Annotated in this window: 11 protein-coding genes and 3 pseudogenes; 12 read left to right on the forward strand and 2 right to left on the reverse strand. The window is 58.2% G+C overall.

Features of this window, described 5'->3' with window-relative positions:
* Positions 1-200 precede the first annotated feature (200 nt).
* The 11 genes and pseudogenes from Q7S20_01955 to Q7S20_02005 all read left to right on the forward strand — a co-directional run bounded on the left by Q7S20_01955 (position 201) and on the right by Q7S20_02005 (position 12,058).
* Positions 201-1,742, forward strand: coding sequence for a radical SAM protein (locus Q7S20_01955; protein ID MDO8500586.1), 1,542 nt, complete (start codon positions 201-203; stop codon positions 1,740-1,742).
* A 34-nt stretch (positions 1,743-1,776) separates the two neighbouring features.
* A pseudogene (locus Q7S20_01960) lies at positions 1,777-2,654 on the forward strand (S-methyl-5'-thioadenosine phosphorylase).
* Between the two features lies 1 nt (position 2,655).
* A complete protein-coding gene (locus tag Q7S20_01965; GenBank protein ID MDO8500587.1) occupies positions 2,656-3,177 on the forward strand; it encodes an adenine phosphoribosyltransferase in 522 nt (173 codons plus the stop codon).
* A gap of 19 nt (positions 3,178-3,196) precedes the next feature.
* Positions 3,197-4,300 carry an S-methyl-5-thioribose-1-phosphate isomerase gene (gene mtnA, locus Q7S20_01970; GenBank protein MDO8500588.1) on the forward strand — a complete coding sequence of 368 codons (1,104 nt, stop codon included), beginning with the start codon at positions 3,197-3,199 and terminating at the stop codon, positions 4,298-4,300.
* Positions 4,297-6,270, forward strand: coding sequence for a bifunctional aldolase/short-chain dehydrogenase (locus Q7S20_01975; GenBank protein MDO8500589.1), 1,974 nt, complete (start codon positions 4,297-4,299; stop codon positions 6,268-6,270). The genes mtnA (Q7S20_01970) and Q7S20_01975 overlap by 4 nt, the downstream gene beginning before the upstream one ends.
* 5 nt (positions 6,271-6,275) lie before the next feature.
* Positions 6,276-7,169, forward strand: coding sequence for an S-methyl-5'-thioadenosine phosphorylase (locus Q7S20_01980; GenBank protein MDO8500590.1), 894 nt, complete (start codon positions 6,276-6,278; stop codon positions 7,167-7,169).
* 118 nt (positions 7,170-7,287) lie between these two features.
* Positions 7,288-7,980: pseudogene (mtnA, locus tag Q7S20_01985) on the forward strand (S-methyl-5-thioribose-1-phosphate isomerase).
* Positions 7,981-8,646: 666 nt separating this feature from the next.
* Positions 8,647-9,555, forward strand: coding sequence for a glycosyltransferase family 2 protein (locus Q7S20_01990; protein MDO8500591.1), 909 nt, complete (start codon positions 8,647-8,649; stop codon positions 9,553-9,555).
* Complete coding sequence (locus Q7S20_01995) at positions 9,519-11,108, forward strand: oligosaccharide flippase family protein (protein ID MDO8500592.1); 1,590 nt, start codon at positions 9,519-9,521, stop codon at positions 11,106-11,108. The genes Q7S20_01990 and Q7S20_01995 overlap by 37 nt, the downstream gene beginning before the upstream one ends.
* A 26-nt stretch (positions 11,109-11,134) precedes the next feature.
* Positions 11,135-11,359 (forward strand): hypothetical protein, encoded by a 225-nt coding sequence (locus Q7S20_02000; protein MDO8500593.1) that lies wholly within the window; start codon positions 11,135-11,137, stop codon positions 11,357-11,359.
* A 150-nt stretch (positions 11,360-11,509) separates the two neighbouring features.
* On the forward strand, positions 11,510-12,058 hold the full coding sequence (locus Q7S20_02005) for an acyltransferase (protein MDO8500594.1): 549 nt from the start codon (positions 11,510-11,512) through the stop codon (positions 12,056-12,058).
* A 1-nt stretch (position 12,059) separates the two neighbouring features.
* Here Q7S20_02005 and Q7S20_02010 read toward each other — a convergent pair whose 3' ends face one another.
* On the reverse strand, positions 12,060-13,082 hold the full coding sequence (locus Q7S20_02010) for a methyltransferase domain-containing protein (protein MDO8500595.1): 1,023 nt from the start codon (positions 13,080-13,082) through the stop codon (positions 12,060-12,062).
* A 433-nt stretch (positions 13,083-13,515) separates the two neighbouring features.
* Between Q7S20_02010 and Q7S20_02015 the strand changes: the two genes are divergently transcribed.
* Positions 13,516-14,832, forward strand: a complete 1,317-nt coding sequence (locus Q7S20_02015) for a hypothetical protein (GenBank protein ID MDO8500596.1) — start codon at positions 13,516-13,518, stop codon at positions 14,830-14,832.
* A 19-nt stretch (positions 14,833-14,851) separates the two neighbouring features.
* Here the strand turns inward: Q7S20_02015 and Q7S20_02020 are convergent.
* A pseudogene (locus tag Q7S20_02020) lies at positions 14,852-15,055 on the reverse strand (integrase core domain-containing protein).
* Positions 15,056-15,262: the final 207 nt, after the last annotated feature.

A 15,262-nucleotide genomic window follows, 5' to 3' on the forward strand; every position in this document is an offset into this window, starting at 1 on the left:
CTGCTGAAGCAATACGACGGCAACGGCTGATGGCCTTTCAGACCACGCCAACTGAGCAATCAGACCTTCCAATAACAACATGAACCCAAGGGGACATTTCTACTTTGTTAAGAGGGGGGACATTTCTACTTTGGTTTGACAATCTCATTGCACAATGCAGTGAAATCCATCAAATTATACGGTTACCACTTAACCCATTTATGATGCGCGAAGCAACAGCCAGCAACACGAAACGCACGCCGCAATCGATTGACGTTGTCTTGGTCAACCCTGGTCAACGGCAAGCTGTTTACCAGCAACTCGCCGACGACCTGTCAGCGATCGAGCCGCCGTCGCTGGCCGGCCTGTTCGCCACGTATCTCCGCAACAAGGGTGTCAGCGTGGCGATTGTAGATGCGCCCGCCACCGACCTCAGCCCGAAGGGTACCGCCGAATTCATCTCGGAGAATTTCCGCCCGGTACTGACCGTAATGGTCGTGTATGGGTTCCAGCCATCCGCTTCCACGCAGAACATGGTCGCCGCAGGCGAAACCTGCCGCGCGTTGAAGGAAATCAACCCGGAATGCCGGATTATGATGACGGGGACGCATCCCGCCGCGCTTCCCGAGCGCACGCTCCGCGAGGAAACGGTCGATTTCGTGTGTGATCGCGAGGGGCCGGAAACGATCCTGATGACGACAAATGCGTTGAAGAGCGGAGCCACGTCGTTCGAGGGAATCCCGAGTCTCTGGTACTACGTGGGCGACGCGGTGACGTCGAACCCTCCCGGGGCCCTGATGACTAATCTCGACACCGAGATGCCGGGAGTCGCATGGGACCTCCTGCCGATGGAGAAGTACCGGGCTCACAACTGGCATTGTTTCGAGCACATCGACGACCGGCAGCCGTACGTATCGATGCACACCTCGCTCGGTTGCCCATACAAGTGCTCGTTCTGCTGCATCAACGCGCCATTCGGAAAATCCGCATATCGGATGTGGTCTCCGGAAACGGTAATCGCGGAAATCGACATTCTAGTCAAGCAGTACGGTGTGAAGAACATCAAGTTCGTGGACGAGATGTTCGTCCTCAATCCCAGCCACGTACTCGGCATATGTGACGCAATCATCGAGCGCGGCTACGACCTGAACATCTGGGCGTATGCGCGAGTGGATACCGTCAAAGACGAATTCCTCCACAAGCTGAAGGGCGCCGGCTTCAGGTGGCTCGCGCTCGGAATCGAATCTGCCAGCAAGCATGTCCGCGATGGTGTCGAGAAGGGCCGTTTCGGCACGACAGACATTTTGAAGACGGTCAAGAAGATCCAGGACGCCGGAATAAACGTTATCGGGAACTTCATATTCGGCTTACCCGACGACACTCACGAATCCATGCGGGAGACGCTCGATCTGGCGGTGGAGGCAAACTGCGAGTTCGCCAATTTCTATTGCGCTATGGCGTACCCCGGATCGAAGCTCTACACAATGGCTCTTGAGACCGGCCTCGATCTTCCGGAGACCTGGATCGGCTATTCCCAGCACAGTTACGAATGTCTGCCACTCGGGACCGACACACTGACCAGCGCCGAAGTACTCAAATTCAGAGATGAGGCGTTTCTCACTTATTTCTCGAATCTCCGCTATCTGAACATGGTGCGGGAGAAATTCGGGGAGAAGGTTGCCGCCCACGTTCAGCAGATGACGAAGGTGAAGCTGAAGCGAAAGCTCCTTCACGAGCCGGCGCTCGTTGGCAGCGGCGGCTGATGAACGCGTTCGGTAGATTGCGGGGCGGTCGAAGGTGAAGGGGCGCAAGGTTTGTCTGGGGTTCATCGGTGGAAGCGGTATTTACGACCTGGACTGGCTCGCCGAGAAGCGATGGGAAGCAATTGAGACTCCATTCGGCGATCCGTCGGACCGCGTCCTGAGAGGCGAGCTCGACGGAACTCCGCTCGTCTTTCTTCCGCGCCATGGGGTCGGCCACCGAATCCCTCCGGCGGAAGTGAACTATCGGGCGAACATCGACGCCCTCAAGCGCTGCGGCGTCACCGATGTTATCGCGCTCTCCGCGGTTGGCTCGCTTAGGGAGGATCTCGAGCCCGGGATGTTCGTCATCGTCGATCAGTTCCTCGATCGGACCATCAGCCGGCCGCACAGCTTTTTCGGCACGGGGTTGGTCGCTCATGTCTCCATGGCAACCCCGGTTTGCCCACGACTTGGAGATGCACTTTACGCCGCGGCGACAGACGCTGGCGCGACGTGCGTGCGTGGCGGAACCTACGTGACCATCGAGGGCCGCAGTTTTCGACACGAGCTGAGTCGGAGGTGCACCGCCGGGATTCCGGGGCCGTGATTGGAATGACGAACATGCCCGAGGCCAAGCTCGCTCGAGAAGCTGAGCTGTGTTATGCGACGGTGGCGATGGTGACCGACTGGGACTGCTGGAAGACCGACGAGCAGCACGTTACGGTGGACCAGATCATCAAGACGATGACGAGAAACGTGGGAATCGCCCGCGAGATGATTCGGCTGGCAGTGCCGCGGCTGCGCGAGGGGCCGTCCACGTGTCCTGCCGGTTGCGACAGAGCGCTCCAAGGCGCGATCATGACGGCAGCCGGTGTTCGCGATCCGTCAATGGTTGCGCGGCTCGCGGTTGTCGCGGGAGAGTCCTCTGACTGATTTGAAGTCGCTGGTACGCAGTATCCCCGGCTATCCGATTCCCTCCGTCAATTTCCGAGACATAACGACCCTGCTAGCCGACCCTTGCGGGTTCAGGGAAACGATTGATCGGATCGCCGAACGGTACACCGAGGCACGAATCGCCAAGGTCGCCGGCATCGAAGCCCGCGGATTCATTCTCGGCGGCGCCGTCGCGTACTTGCTCGGGGCGGGGTTCGTCCCGATTCGGAAAAAGGGCAAACTTCCGTGGACCACGATCGGCCATGATTACATGCTCGAGTACGGCACCGATCGTGTCGAGATGCACACTGACGCGATCGCCGCGGGGGAGCGTGTCCTGCTCCTTGACGACCTGGTCGCCACCGGTGGCACGGCGAGCGCCGCAGCGCAGCTGATTGACCAGACGGGTGGTGACCTAGTCGAGCTTTGCTTCATCATCGATCTCCCGGATCTGGGCGGCAGAAAAAAACTCGAGGCGGAAGGACGCAAGGTTTTCCATCTGATGGAATTCGAGGGGGATTGAGGCCCGTGAGCCGGCTCAAGTGAATGTCAACGGAGTTCGCGAACGGACCCTAACCGAAACCCCGGATGGCCGCGCGGTTTCGATCGTGGACCAGACGTTGCTGCCGGATAGGTTCGAGCATCTGCGGCTGGAGGACATCGCTGCCACAGCTTCGGCGATCAGCCGAATGAGCGTGCGGGGCGCGCCACTGATAGGCATCGCCGCCGCCTATGGCTTGGCGCTCGGATTGCGCGACGATGCTTCGGACGCCGGACTCGACCGCGCTATAAAACTTCTGATTTCGACCCGGCCGACCGCCGTGAACTTGCGCTGGGCCCTCGAAAGTGTCAGGGCCGAGGTCGCTCCACTCCCCGAATCCCAGCGCTTCAGTGAGGCTTGGGCGACAGCCGGCCGGATGGCGGAAGAGGACGTCGCGGCGTGCCAGGCGATAGGTCGTCACGGAGCCGTACTTCTCGAAAGTCTGCAGCAGCCGCGACGCGACGGTGGGCGTCTCAACATTCTCACCCATTGCAACGCCGGGTGGCTGGCGGCGATAGATGTCGGCACCGCCCTCGCGCCGGTCTACTTCCTTCACGATGCAGGTGTTCCGGTGCATGTCTGGGTAAGCGAAACGCGGCCGCGCAATCAGGGACTGCTCACTGCATGGGAGCTCGGTGCTCACGGAGTGCCGTTCACGCTAATTGTCGACAACGCTGCTGGATCGATCCTGCAGAGCGGGCGGGTTGACGCGTGCATTGTCGGGACCGACCGCGTTACTCGAAACGGTCACGTGTGCAACAAGATCGGAACGCTGCTCAAGGCTCTCGCAGCCGATGACGCCGGCGTGCCATTCTATGTCGCCGCACCGTCCGCGAGCATCGACTGGACGCTGTCGGATTCCGCTCTGATTCCCATAGAGGAGCGCTCCGCCGAAGAAGTACGCGGCAACGCAAACACGCCCGTCCTGAATCCCGGATTCGACGTGACGCCAGGCCATCTGGTGACAGCGCTCATAACGGAATATGGGGTCTGCCCGGCAACGGAAGAGGGTCTGGCTTCGCTCGTTCCAGAGGCGCGCCTGAAAGAAGAAAAACTACTGACCCCCGTTCCCCCCGAATCAACCGCTGCGAGTAGGTGGAAATGAGAAGTCTCTGGAGTGACAACGACGCCGGGAAATTCAACGGCGACCCCCTGGCTCTACGTGTCTACACATCGCGGCTGCTGGGCAGTGAGCCGGCACTCGTCCTTCACGGCGGTGGCAACACTTCGGTCAAGGTCACCACTCGTGACATCTTTGGAGACGAGGAAGATATCCTTTATGTGAAGGGCAGCGGATGGGATTTGGCGACTATCGAGGAAGCCGGATTCGCTCCGGTCAGGTTGTCGCACCTGAAGCGCTTGGCTGGTCTGGAATTCCTGTCCGACCCGGAGATGGTGAATGAGTTTCAAACCCAGACCACCCGGCCGGGCGCTCCGACTCCCTCGGTGGAGGCGATCCTTCACGCAGTCTTACCGTACAAGTTTGTCGATCACACTCACGCCGACGCGGTTGTCACACTTACCAATTCCGCGAACGGCCGATCACGCATTGACGAGGTTTACGGCAATGTCGCGGTGATCATTCCCTACGTCATGCCTGGGTTTCCGCTGGCCCAGCTGTGCGGGGAGCGGTTCGCACGTGAGGCAGGCCCGGCCACGATCGGCATGGTGCTGATGAACCACGGCATTTTTTCGTTCGGCGAATCGGCCTACGAGTCCTATGAGCGAATGATCAGTCTCGTCGATCGTGCCGAACAGTACTTGAAACGAAACAAAGCTTGGGGGGTCGAGTGGGATCCGCCGCGTCAACCGGCCGCGAAGGGGTGCTCCGAACTGCCCAGGCTGCGGAGGGAGATCTCCGATGCTGCTGGGTTCCCCCTAATTGTCTGGAGGCAGTCTGACGACCGTTCTCTCAGCTTCGCGCAGTGCAAGGATCTGGAGGCCATAGCGACGCACGGCCCTGCAACGCCGGACCATGTTCTCCGGACCAAGCGCCTGCCGATGATCGGCCGCGACGTGGCTAAATACGTTGACGAATACCGGGATTATTTCGTGCGGAACGGCGGCGGTGCGACGGGCAAGGTCATGGTGGACCCCGCCCCAAGAGTGATTCTCGATCCCACGCTGGGCATGTGCACGGTTGGGCGGTCTGCGGCGGACGCGGGGGTCGTCGCTGATATCTACTCGCACACGATCGACATAATCACGCGCGCATCCGCCCTCGGAGGTTACACCGCGCTTCCAGAGCGCGAGATATTCGACGTCGAATACTGGGATCTGGAACAGGCCAAGCTCGCGAAGTCCGGAGAAAGGAAAGTGTTCTCCGGTGAGATCGCCCTAATAACCGGCGCGGCCTCCGGAATCGGTCGCGCGTGCGTGGACTCTTTCCTGCGACGTGACGCTTCGGTAGTCGGCGTAGACATCAACCCGAAGATCTCAACGCTGTACCAGCGTCCGGATTTCAGCGGAATCCAGTGTGACATAACAGCCGAATTAGAGGTAGCGGCCGCTCTCGAACGCACTGTGAATTGCTATGGCGGGCTGGACATGCTTGTTCTCAACGCGGGGATCTTTCCCGCTAGCCGTCCGATCGCCGAACTGCCGAGTGAAGAGTGGAGCAAGGTGATGCGCCTCAACCTCGACGCCAATCTCACGCTGATGCGCCTTGCGTTTCCGTTACTGAAGCTTGCCCCACGCGGCGGCCGTGTAGTCATCATCGGTTCAAGAAACGTCGCCGCCCCGGGACCTGGAGCTGCAGCATACTCCGCTTCGAAAGCAGGCCTCAACCAGTTGGCCCGAGTGGCCGCTCTCGAATGGGGTGGGGATGGAATCCGCGTAAATTCGCTTCACCCTCACGGCGTATTCGACACGGGCATCTGGACGGATGAAGTACTAAGGTCACGCGCGCTGCTATATGGGCTAACGGTCGAAGAATACAGGAAAAACAACGTACTCAAGACTGAAATTACGAGCCGCGATGTGGCGGAGTTGGCTGCTGAGTTGTGCGGACCCGTCTTCGCCAAGACTACGGGTGCACACATTCCCGTCGACGGCGGGAACGACCGGGTGATTTAACGAGAATGGGACTACGACCCAGCACTCCGCAGCTGACGGGGGTTATCGGCGGAAGCGGCGTCTACGACATAGACGGGTTGACCGGAAAACTGTGGGTGAAGATTGCCTCACCCTTCGGAGAGCCGTCTGACGAGATCTTATACGGTGAACTCGACGGACTGCGGATGGCGTTCTTGCCGCGCCATGGACGCGGCCACCGCATACCGCCCTCGGAGATCAATTTCCGGGCAAACATCGACGCACTGAAGCGTGCCGGGGTCACTGATCTGATCTCCGTGAGCGCGGTTGGGTCGCTCAGGGAAGATTTGGTTCCGGGAACCTTCGTGGTGGTCGATCAGTTCATCGATCGCACTTTCGCCCGCCAGAAAAGTTTCTTCGGCAATGGCATGGTCGCGCATGTGTCCATGGCGGATCCGGTCTGCAAACGGCTGGGTGCCCATTTGATGCAAGCTTCCCGAGACGTCTCTGCGAAAGTGGTTGACGGCGGGACGTATCTCGTGATCGAGGGGCCGCAATTCTCTACGCGAGCTGAGTCGGAGTTGTACCGGCAATGGGGATGCGATGTGATCGGTATGACGAACATGCCAGAAGCAAAACTCGCGCGGGAGGCGGAAATGTGCTATGCGTCGGTGGCGATGGTGACCGACTTCGATTGCTGGCACTTGGATCATGACGAAGTTACGGTCGACGCGATCATCAAGGTTCTTGTCGCAAACGGGGACCAGGCGCGAACTCTGGTCAAGGCGGTCGCACCCAGACTTAACAGGGACTCGAGTTCGTCGATGTGCCGTTGCAAGATCGCCCTCAATGATGCGGTCATAACCGCCCCTGGTGCGAGAGAGCCGCTGATCGTTGAGCGTCTCCGCGCAATCGCCGGGCGCGTTCTGGGGAGCGAATGAAGATGGCCCACGAGTTCTCTTTTCTCCGCTCTACGCCTGATTAGCTCCGTGCCGATCAAATCATTCATTCGGACAGTTCCGCATTACCCGAAGCAAGGTGTGATGTTCAGGTCCCACCGCCATCAATCTGTTCTGGGCTCTGGACAGGATGCGGTCGATCCTCGAGATCGCCGCCGAGCGGCAGCCCGGTGACATTGCGGACAAGTTGCTCGGGGAGGCCTGCGCGATTCACGCGGAAGACATCACCACCAATCGGGCAATCGGTGCATTCGGCGCGGAGCTGCTTAGCGACTCCGACACGGTTCTCACCCATTGCAACGCTGGGGGGCTCGCAACCGGAGGCCACGGCACGGCACTGGGGGTGATTCGCTCCGCGGTTGAAGCCGGAAAACGGATCTACGTAATAGCGGGCGAGACGCGGCCGTTGCTTCAAGGCGCTCGCCTGACTGCGTGGGAGATGGTACAGGAAAACATTCCGGTCACGCTCGTCACGGATAATATGGTCGGTCATCTCATGGCGCGAGGTGAAGTAGATGCGGTCGTGGTCGGAACCGATCGTGTCGCCGCGAACGGGGATGTGGCGAACAAGATCGGTACCTACACCATCGCGGTTCTTGCGCGGCGTCACGACATCCCGTTTTATGTGGCGTGTCCGCTATCGAGCATCGACCTTTGCACCGACAGCGGCGCAGATATCCCGATCGAGGAGCGGGGTTCCGAGGAAGTGACCGGCTACCGAGATGTTCAATGGGCGCCCGCGGCGTGTTGGTGCGGAATCTATCCTTCGACGTCACACCAGCAGAGCTCGTGAGCGGGTTGATCACTGAGAGAGGGGTAATAGCTCAGCCAAACCGTGGAAAGCTCGCTGCGTTGTTCGCGGAACGACATTAGCTGCTGCGAGGAGTGGTTTCGGCTCCAGAAAGGCACCCCAAACGACGGACGTACCAGGAGACCGGCACTAGGATCAAAGATTCATCGGAATCGTTGCCCCGACCGAACGATGCATGATAGCGCGATCAGTATCTGCGGGGCCAATCAGTGGCGCCGAAGATTTCGACTTCATGAGTGAGTAAGGCATGGGGTTATTCCTCCCCGTTTCCAAACGCTTGACCTGTGGGGGAGCCTTGATAGGCTGCGAGATCGCTCAGCGAAAAATCGCGCTACCGGGGAGTGGATGAAATGGTCGAGCAGTTTCGATACTACCTGGCTCACCCTGAACCCGCCGTGCAGATCGACTCGCATGCGCGCGAGGGCAAACTGCGCGAGCACCGGTACGCACGAGTGCTCCGCACTCTGGTGTGCTCCCGGATTAGACCCTATTGCCCTCGACGCGTTCCCGCTAAGTTTAACCCTTTCTCGCGGCTCGTTCCTGCCGTCAGGCAGAGTCCAACAGTCCGTCAATGCCGCATATTCTTTTCATACATGCACTGCTTAAACTCGCATCCGCCTGCGGCGGTCACCTGTTGATTGTTCTCGCGTGAACGACAGGGTTCCGGGACTCGTCTCCATCGGCATCACGGTGTACAACGGCGAGACGGATCTGAGAGAAGCTCTCGAATCGCTACTCGCCCAGGATTACGAGAACATCGAGGTAGTGATCCTGGACAACCGCTCGACTGACGGCACTGCTGAGATCTGTCGAGAATTCGCGGCGCTGGACCGGCGCGTCCGTTACGTCGTGGACGAGCGACGGTCAGACGTTGTTGAAGGGCAGAAGAAAGTCGCGGCGATGGCGCGCGGCGAATACTTCATGATCGCGTGTGACGACGACGTCTATCGTCCGAGCTACGTCCGGCGAATGGTGGAATTGCTGGAGGCCGACCCCGGCGTGGGGATGGCATACTCGGGACTCGGTTTCGTTTACCCCGACGGCTCCGTGCGCGACGTAAATTTGGCGCCGAAGTACTTTCGGAGTCGCCGCCAATCGGCGCTTGCAAATTTCGCTTTCTATCTCCTCTATCGCACGCCGATCCCGTTGATGTTTGGTCTCGTCAGGGCCGACGTTCATCACGAAGCTCTCCTCTCATATGAGATGGTGGACAACCGGGGCAGCGATCACGACAACCTCTACATGCTGAAGTTGCTGAGCATCGCAAGGTTGAGTAGCACTCCGGAAGTGCTGTTTTTTTACCGCCAGCGAGACCGGGCCACACGCGCTCCGTTCGTGATTCCAGATGGCGCGCTGATGCGTTACGCGTCGCGCACGCTGCATCAGCTTCACGTATCGAGAGCGGTCGCGCACATCGTCGCGGCGGCGGGTTTTAGTCGGGCGCAGAAACTGGCGATGCATCTTCACAACGTGGCGGCGTTCACCTACCACGTAACGTTGGCCCATGCTTTGGCTACGAGGTGGTATCGGCGGCTTCGCGGCGAGTCGTACACCTGACCTCGTTCGCGACTCACGGGATCGCGCCGGAGGGCGGTGGCGGGCTCCCCGAACCGGAGATGGGAGTCGCGGCCACCAGCGGCACTCCCGCCGGCCGCCAGTTTGCGGAAGCCGTCACGATCGCGGTCGGACGTGCGGCCGCCGCAGTCGGGCAAATCGTCGCTGTCCGGGTTTCGACCGAGCTGCTCGTCCCGGCGCAGATGGCAGGAGTCGCGGAAATCGGGAGCGTCGCCTACTTCTGCCTGATGCTCGTCTCGCCGGTCGGGCAGTACGTGATCCGCGGTTTCGGCGAGTGGCGCGAAGAGGGCGTTCTCAAGACCTACGTCCGGCGGTATGCCGCTTACGCGATGGGCGTTGCAATCCTTGCCGGCGTCGTCGGTGCGCTGTTGCAAAGCAAGCTCGGGATCGTAAGCGGGTTCACTCCGCTGATGGTGGGCGCATTACTCGCCCTTTATGTCGTCGCGACGCCGCTCAACACGCTAGGCACCAGCGGGGCGAACCTGATGCGCAAGCGGATCCGCTGCGCGGTGTTCTCGAACGTGCCGGTATGGGCCGGACTCCTGATATCGATCGCCGTGCTGCGCGCGACGAGCGCGGGCGCAGCCGGTTGGGTAGCCGGCCAGTACCTGGGGTTGGCCATTTCGTCGTTCTCATTCTTCGTACTGTGGCGTGCGCTCGGAAGACCGAGAAGAAGCCACGATTCGACCGGAACGCTATCCTTCACGCGCCGCGCGGTATTCGCTTTCGCGTGGCCGGTGATCGTTACGAACATTCTCTGGTGGATCCAGTCGCAAGGCTATCGGTTTGTGCTCGGCAAGGCGCAGGGTGCGACGAGCCTCGGTCTTTTCGTCATCGGTTACGGGCTCGCCGCCGCGCCGATCGCGCTGTACGAGGGAATCTTTGCGCAGATCTACGAGCCGGAATACTACGGCAACCTCAAGGGGCAGGGGCCTGAAGGGCAGGCGCTCGCGTGGAACCGGTACGCCCGCGCTTACCTTCCTGGGTTAGTGATCGTGGCTGTTTTCATTGCCGCCGGCGGTCCTTTTCTAGCCACGCTGCTGGTCGGCGCGCAATTCAGACACGCGGCAATGATCGTAGTCGGATGGGCGGCGTTCATCGAGATGTTGCGGGCTGCTTCATCAATGCAAAGCCATCTCGGCATCGCCAAGGTGGACATGCGGATCGTCATCGCGCCGGTCGCGGCGGGCGCTTTCCTCGCTCCCGTATCGGTCTTGCTTCTCTCGCGTCGCGATCCTCTCGTCGGAACCGCTCTCGGACTTCTCACCGCGGCGGTCGCGGTGATGGTGATCGTTTTCGTAATCAGCCGCCGAGCGCTCCCGATTCGCTGGCCGCTCCGCCGCTGTCTCGAAGCCGCGTTCGCCGCAGCGCCAATGGCACTCGCGCTCTACGCCGCGTCACGCGAATGGCGGTCGCCATCAGCGTTTCGAGCTCTGATCGTAGTAGTCGCCAGCGGCGCGTACACACTTGCCGTCATCGGCTTTTTCTACCTGTTCCGCGAGCGCAGACTGATGACGGGGCGCGTGCTCGTGTGATTCGGCGACGCTAACGAGATGAGACGGTGATGGACGCGCTTCAGATGGCGATTGCCTGGAGAAAACCTCTGGTGGGTCTTTTGCATCACGCGAACCGGGGGAGCCAGTACGCCTGCGCCGACTACCGGGCACTGCTCGATCAGCGCGGAATCACGTGCAGCAGGAGCCGGAAGGGAGATTGCGGGGATAACGCCGTGGCTGAGCGCTTCTTCGCCAGACTCAAGAAGGAGATGGTCGACGATTCAGACTGAAACACCAGGAAAGAAACCAGAGCCACGCTGTTCGAGTACATCGAGGTGTAGTACAATCGGGCGCAGCGGCACTCGAGCCTCGGCTATGTGTCCCCCGCCGAGTTGTATTTTCTGCTCTCGTGGGTGCGGTACCGATAATTGCATCCGACGGTGTACGTGTCTCCCTTCGCATCGATTCGCAATCACCGCTGGATCCGGCTGGGCCCGGGATGCAGGGTGGATCACTCCGTCACCCTGTGGTGCACCTTCCTCAAGGTGGGCAAGTTCGTTGACTTCAATCCGGGAGTGGCTGCGTACGGGCGCGTCGAGATCGGTGACTTCGTGCTGATCGCGCCCAACGTGATGATCGCCGGGGGAAACCACGGAACCGCGAGGATCGAGACCCCGATGTATCTTCAGCGCGACTCGTCGCGTGGGATCGTGATCGAGGACGATGTGTGGATAGGCGCGAACGCCGTGATACTCGACGGAGTGCGCTTTGGCCGCGACGCGATTGCGCGAGTCGGGCTTCTTCGCGCCCCCTGGGCGCGAATGCGCCGAGCCCAGGTTCGCCGCGACTACCGGCGACGGAGGGACGGCCATGCAGAGTCCCCGCGGAGCGAGGGCTCGTTTACGACGAGCGGGCGGTACCCGCTTCCGTGCGCGCACGACTTGCGCGTTGGGGCTACAGTCCGGAGCTGCGCCGGCGAACTCTTCTAAGCTATCGGGAAACTCGCAAGCCACAGCCAATTGGAGTCGGGCGAAGAAAATACTTGTCCATGTTGCGCACCTTTGCAGTATCCGGCTGCAATGCGCTGACTAGCGCACGTATTTCGTCCTCAGATTTGTGATGCTGGTATTGATGCGAACCATAACAGTCAAAGGTATTGAGCTTCGTGTTCTTGAATCGCCGCTTTATGCGCGCCCATGTGGCTTCCCCGGCCAGTCGCGGAATATCGCCTTGTACACAGAAACCGGATTTCTCCAGAAACACCCCAAACCCGGGCACCAGTCGAAGGGCGGCCATGATGCGTGAATAAAGCATGATAAGGCCGAAAGGCATACGCGACAGTACCGCGCGTAATGGTCTATAAACAAGATGAAAGCGCACCCAGCGCACCAATCCTTGGTCATTCAGCGGATAACAATTGAACACAAACTCGCCACCTGGCGCCATCAGCGCATAGAGCGCATGGGCGGTCTTTTCAACTGAGGGGGTGTGTTGAATCACATTATGGCAATAGACAATGCCGTTAATGCTTTTGTCACGCAGGGGGGGGGCATCGATGGAGCACTGAATCACATCCACATTCTTGAATCCGGCAAGATTGCGCTTCACAACATCGTCGACAGCATGCGAAAGATCCATCATGATCACGTGGCTAGCGCCATATTCCGCGAACCACTTGCTCTGTGCGCCGCTGCCCCCCCCTGCATCCACAATCAGCTTACTCTGAAAAACATCGGTCGTGCCGAAGGTATTCGCAACGGTGTGGGAGAGCCAGTTCACCTTGAAGTCGGTAAAGTTGAAATAATTCCATTCATCGCCAAAAGACTCCACGGTCTTGGTGGGCACAAAATCTATAAAACGAGGGATACCGTTGATGATGGGATAACGTTTGCCGGTAGGCGTAACCAGATCACCGGATTGGATGTTGCCGTCAGCATCGGAAACCGCATCGACAAGTTGAAGCGGCGCCTTGGTGACAGGCTCGCAGAGGTAGTCGAGGAGGTTGGGAGTCATAGGATTTGTTCGAGTCAATTAGGTATTATTCGAAACGCACAACACGTTGGTTTCTTTTCGGTACCACCACATCGTGGAGCATGGACTGAACGAACGTAGGTTCAGCAAACGAAATAGCATCGTATAAATAAGGAATTAATCTATGACCCCACAACTTCTTACACTCTCGTCAATACTCTCGCCAACAGATGCCGTCTGCTGGCCCTTCGCCTCTTTCCTTCGTACTCTTCGCATGGGTGGTGTCCTTGTCGCTGTGAGTGAAAATCCTTTCCGGGGATCAACACTCTAGTAGGAGGCACCACCCGAATTTCAACTAGACCTGGGACTCATCCAAGCGGGTCAACTCCACCTCCTTATTTATACGATGCTATTCCGTTTGCTCAACCTACGTTCGTTTGTTCTAAGTTTGTTGGTCATAAATGCTGCGATTGGAGTGATCATATTTCTATTTCCTGAATCCTACATCGATTATGGCCGTCAATGTTTTGGATTTGGCTTTTTGTCCTTTCTTACGGCAATGTGGTTTTTTCGTAATAATTTATTGTTTCAATCTAGATTATTGCTTTTGGTTACTATCGGCTATTACGCAGGGCTTATCAAAGCGATTGATCCTTCAGCAGCCTTTTCACCAGTTGGGATTGAGGCACAGACGTTGGAAGTCGGTGCGAAGATGTTCGCACTTACCTCGCTGGCGTTGCTGGGCGCGTTCGGTGGCTTGGTAATTGGATTTAGGCTATCGCGGAAACCTGGTTCTACTTGGCCAGCAACAACTGCGCTTATGTCTTTTTCTTCATCATATTTTTACTTTGCGACTGTAATTGTTTTTATCACCGGTTACTTATCAGCCCGAAGTTATGGGAATACCGTTTTCGAATCTGGTTACGCAAGTGGTAGCGGGAAAGGGCAACTTCTCGGAAATTTACAAGCGATTGGTGTTATTGCGATGGTGGTGGCCGTTACCGCTGGCTCACGTTCAAGCAGACGATGGGTCACACCGTTTCTGATTTTTCTTGGAAGTTATTTTTTCATCTGGGGAATATTTTTACGCGGCGGACGAATCGACGTGTTGTCAGGGATATTGGCCGTTGTTATTGGGCCAGCTGCAGCAAATGGACGAATTGCCCGTTTCAGACTTCGGCACTACGTTGTATTTGTTTTTGTGGCACTCGCCATGGAGGCTTGGGGTACATTAAGAACTACGTTATCTTCGGCGGAGGCTCCAGAGGAGACCATTGTAGAAGATTACAAGGGATTGATGGACTTGGGCATATATAACGCGGGTACGATTAGCAGTATTGCGACGACGTTTTCTAACACTGTAGACATGATGGGTACAGCGGTCAATTTTGATCATGGTAAGAGCTACTTTGATTACGTCCTTCGGACGCCGCCAGAATTTATTTATCCTAATCGCCCGCGAGATTTGGCATGGATGTTTCAAGATTTGGGATACAGTGCTATAGGGGGCATGTTCGAGCTGGCTGAAGCTTTTTTTAATTTTGGCTTGATCGGCTGCCTACTCGTCCCATTCTGTATTTCATACGCAATTGGCGTCACCTATAGGAAAGCGTTGCGAGGACAATTGTTGTGGTTCTTTATTTTGGCGTCAGTTTTGGCAGAAACATTTCGTGGTGGTTGGTATCAAACTTTTGCTTTCTACAAAGGCGCTGTAACAGGCATTGTTTTATATTTTGCTTTCGTTTTCGTTGCAAATTCATTTGGTCAGCGGCGCGTCATTGCGCGTGCGTGATGCTCGTACACCACTCGCTGCTTAGGCATTCCTCCCGGAATCGCCCGTTGAAGCTTTCGATGAACGCATTCTCAACCGGCTTACCAGACCGGATGAATTGAATAGCCACGCCGTGAGGATGCGCCCAGAGATCGAGCGCTCTGCCCGCGAGCTCGGGGCCGTTGTCGCAGACAATGCTTCGAGGAAGACCCCGGCCTTCCCGCTCCGACACGATGTGAAGCCGCACTCGTAACCCCAGCCTGGCCTCATACCGGCCAAATCACGCAGGCGCTCTCTGATGATCTTCGTGGCGTCCCCTTCGCAAGCGATAGTGCCAACGGGACCGGCTGGGACCGATCAACTCACATGCGTGGCGCGCGCTCGTCGGAAAGCCTTCGAGCAAATGGGTGACGACGTCGCGCCGCTGTCCGCTCGTCACAGACCTCGCGAA

It is taken from the genome of Gemmatimonadaceae bacterium, assembly GCA_030647905.1.
GTDB lineage: Bacteria > Gemmatimonadota > Gemmatimonadetes > Gemmatimonadales > Gemmatimonadaceae > UBA4720.

Excerpts from the sequence above, each read along its gene's own strand:
- Q7S20_01955 (MDO8500586.1), top strand. The coding sequence starts at position 201 with ATGATGCGCGAAGCAACAGCCAGCAACACGAAACGCACGCCGCAATCG.
- Q7S20_02010 (MDO8500595.1), bottom strand. The coding sequence starts at position 13,082 with ATGACTCCCAACCTCCTCGACTACCTCTGCGAGCCTGTCACCAAGGCG.
- Q7S20_01975 (MDO8500589.1), top strand. The coding sequence starts at position 4,297 with ATGAGAAGTCTCTGGAGTGACAACGACGCCGGGAAATTCAACGGCGAC.
- Q7S20_01980 (MDO8500590.1), top strand. The coding sequence starts at position 6,276 with ATGGGACTACGACCCAGCACTCCGCAGCTGACGGGGGTTATCGGCGGA.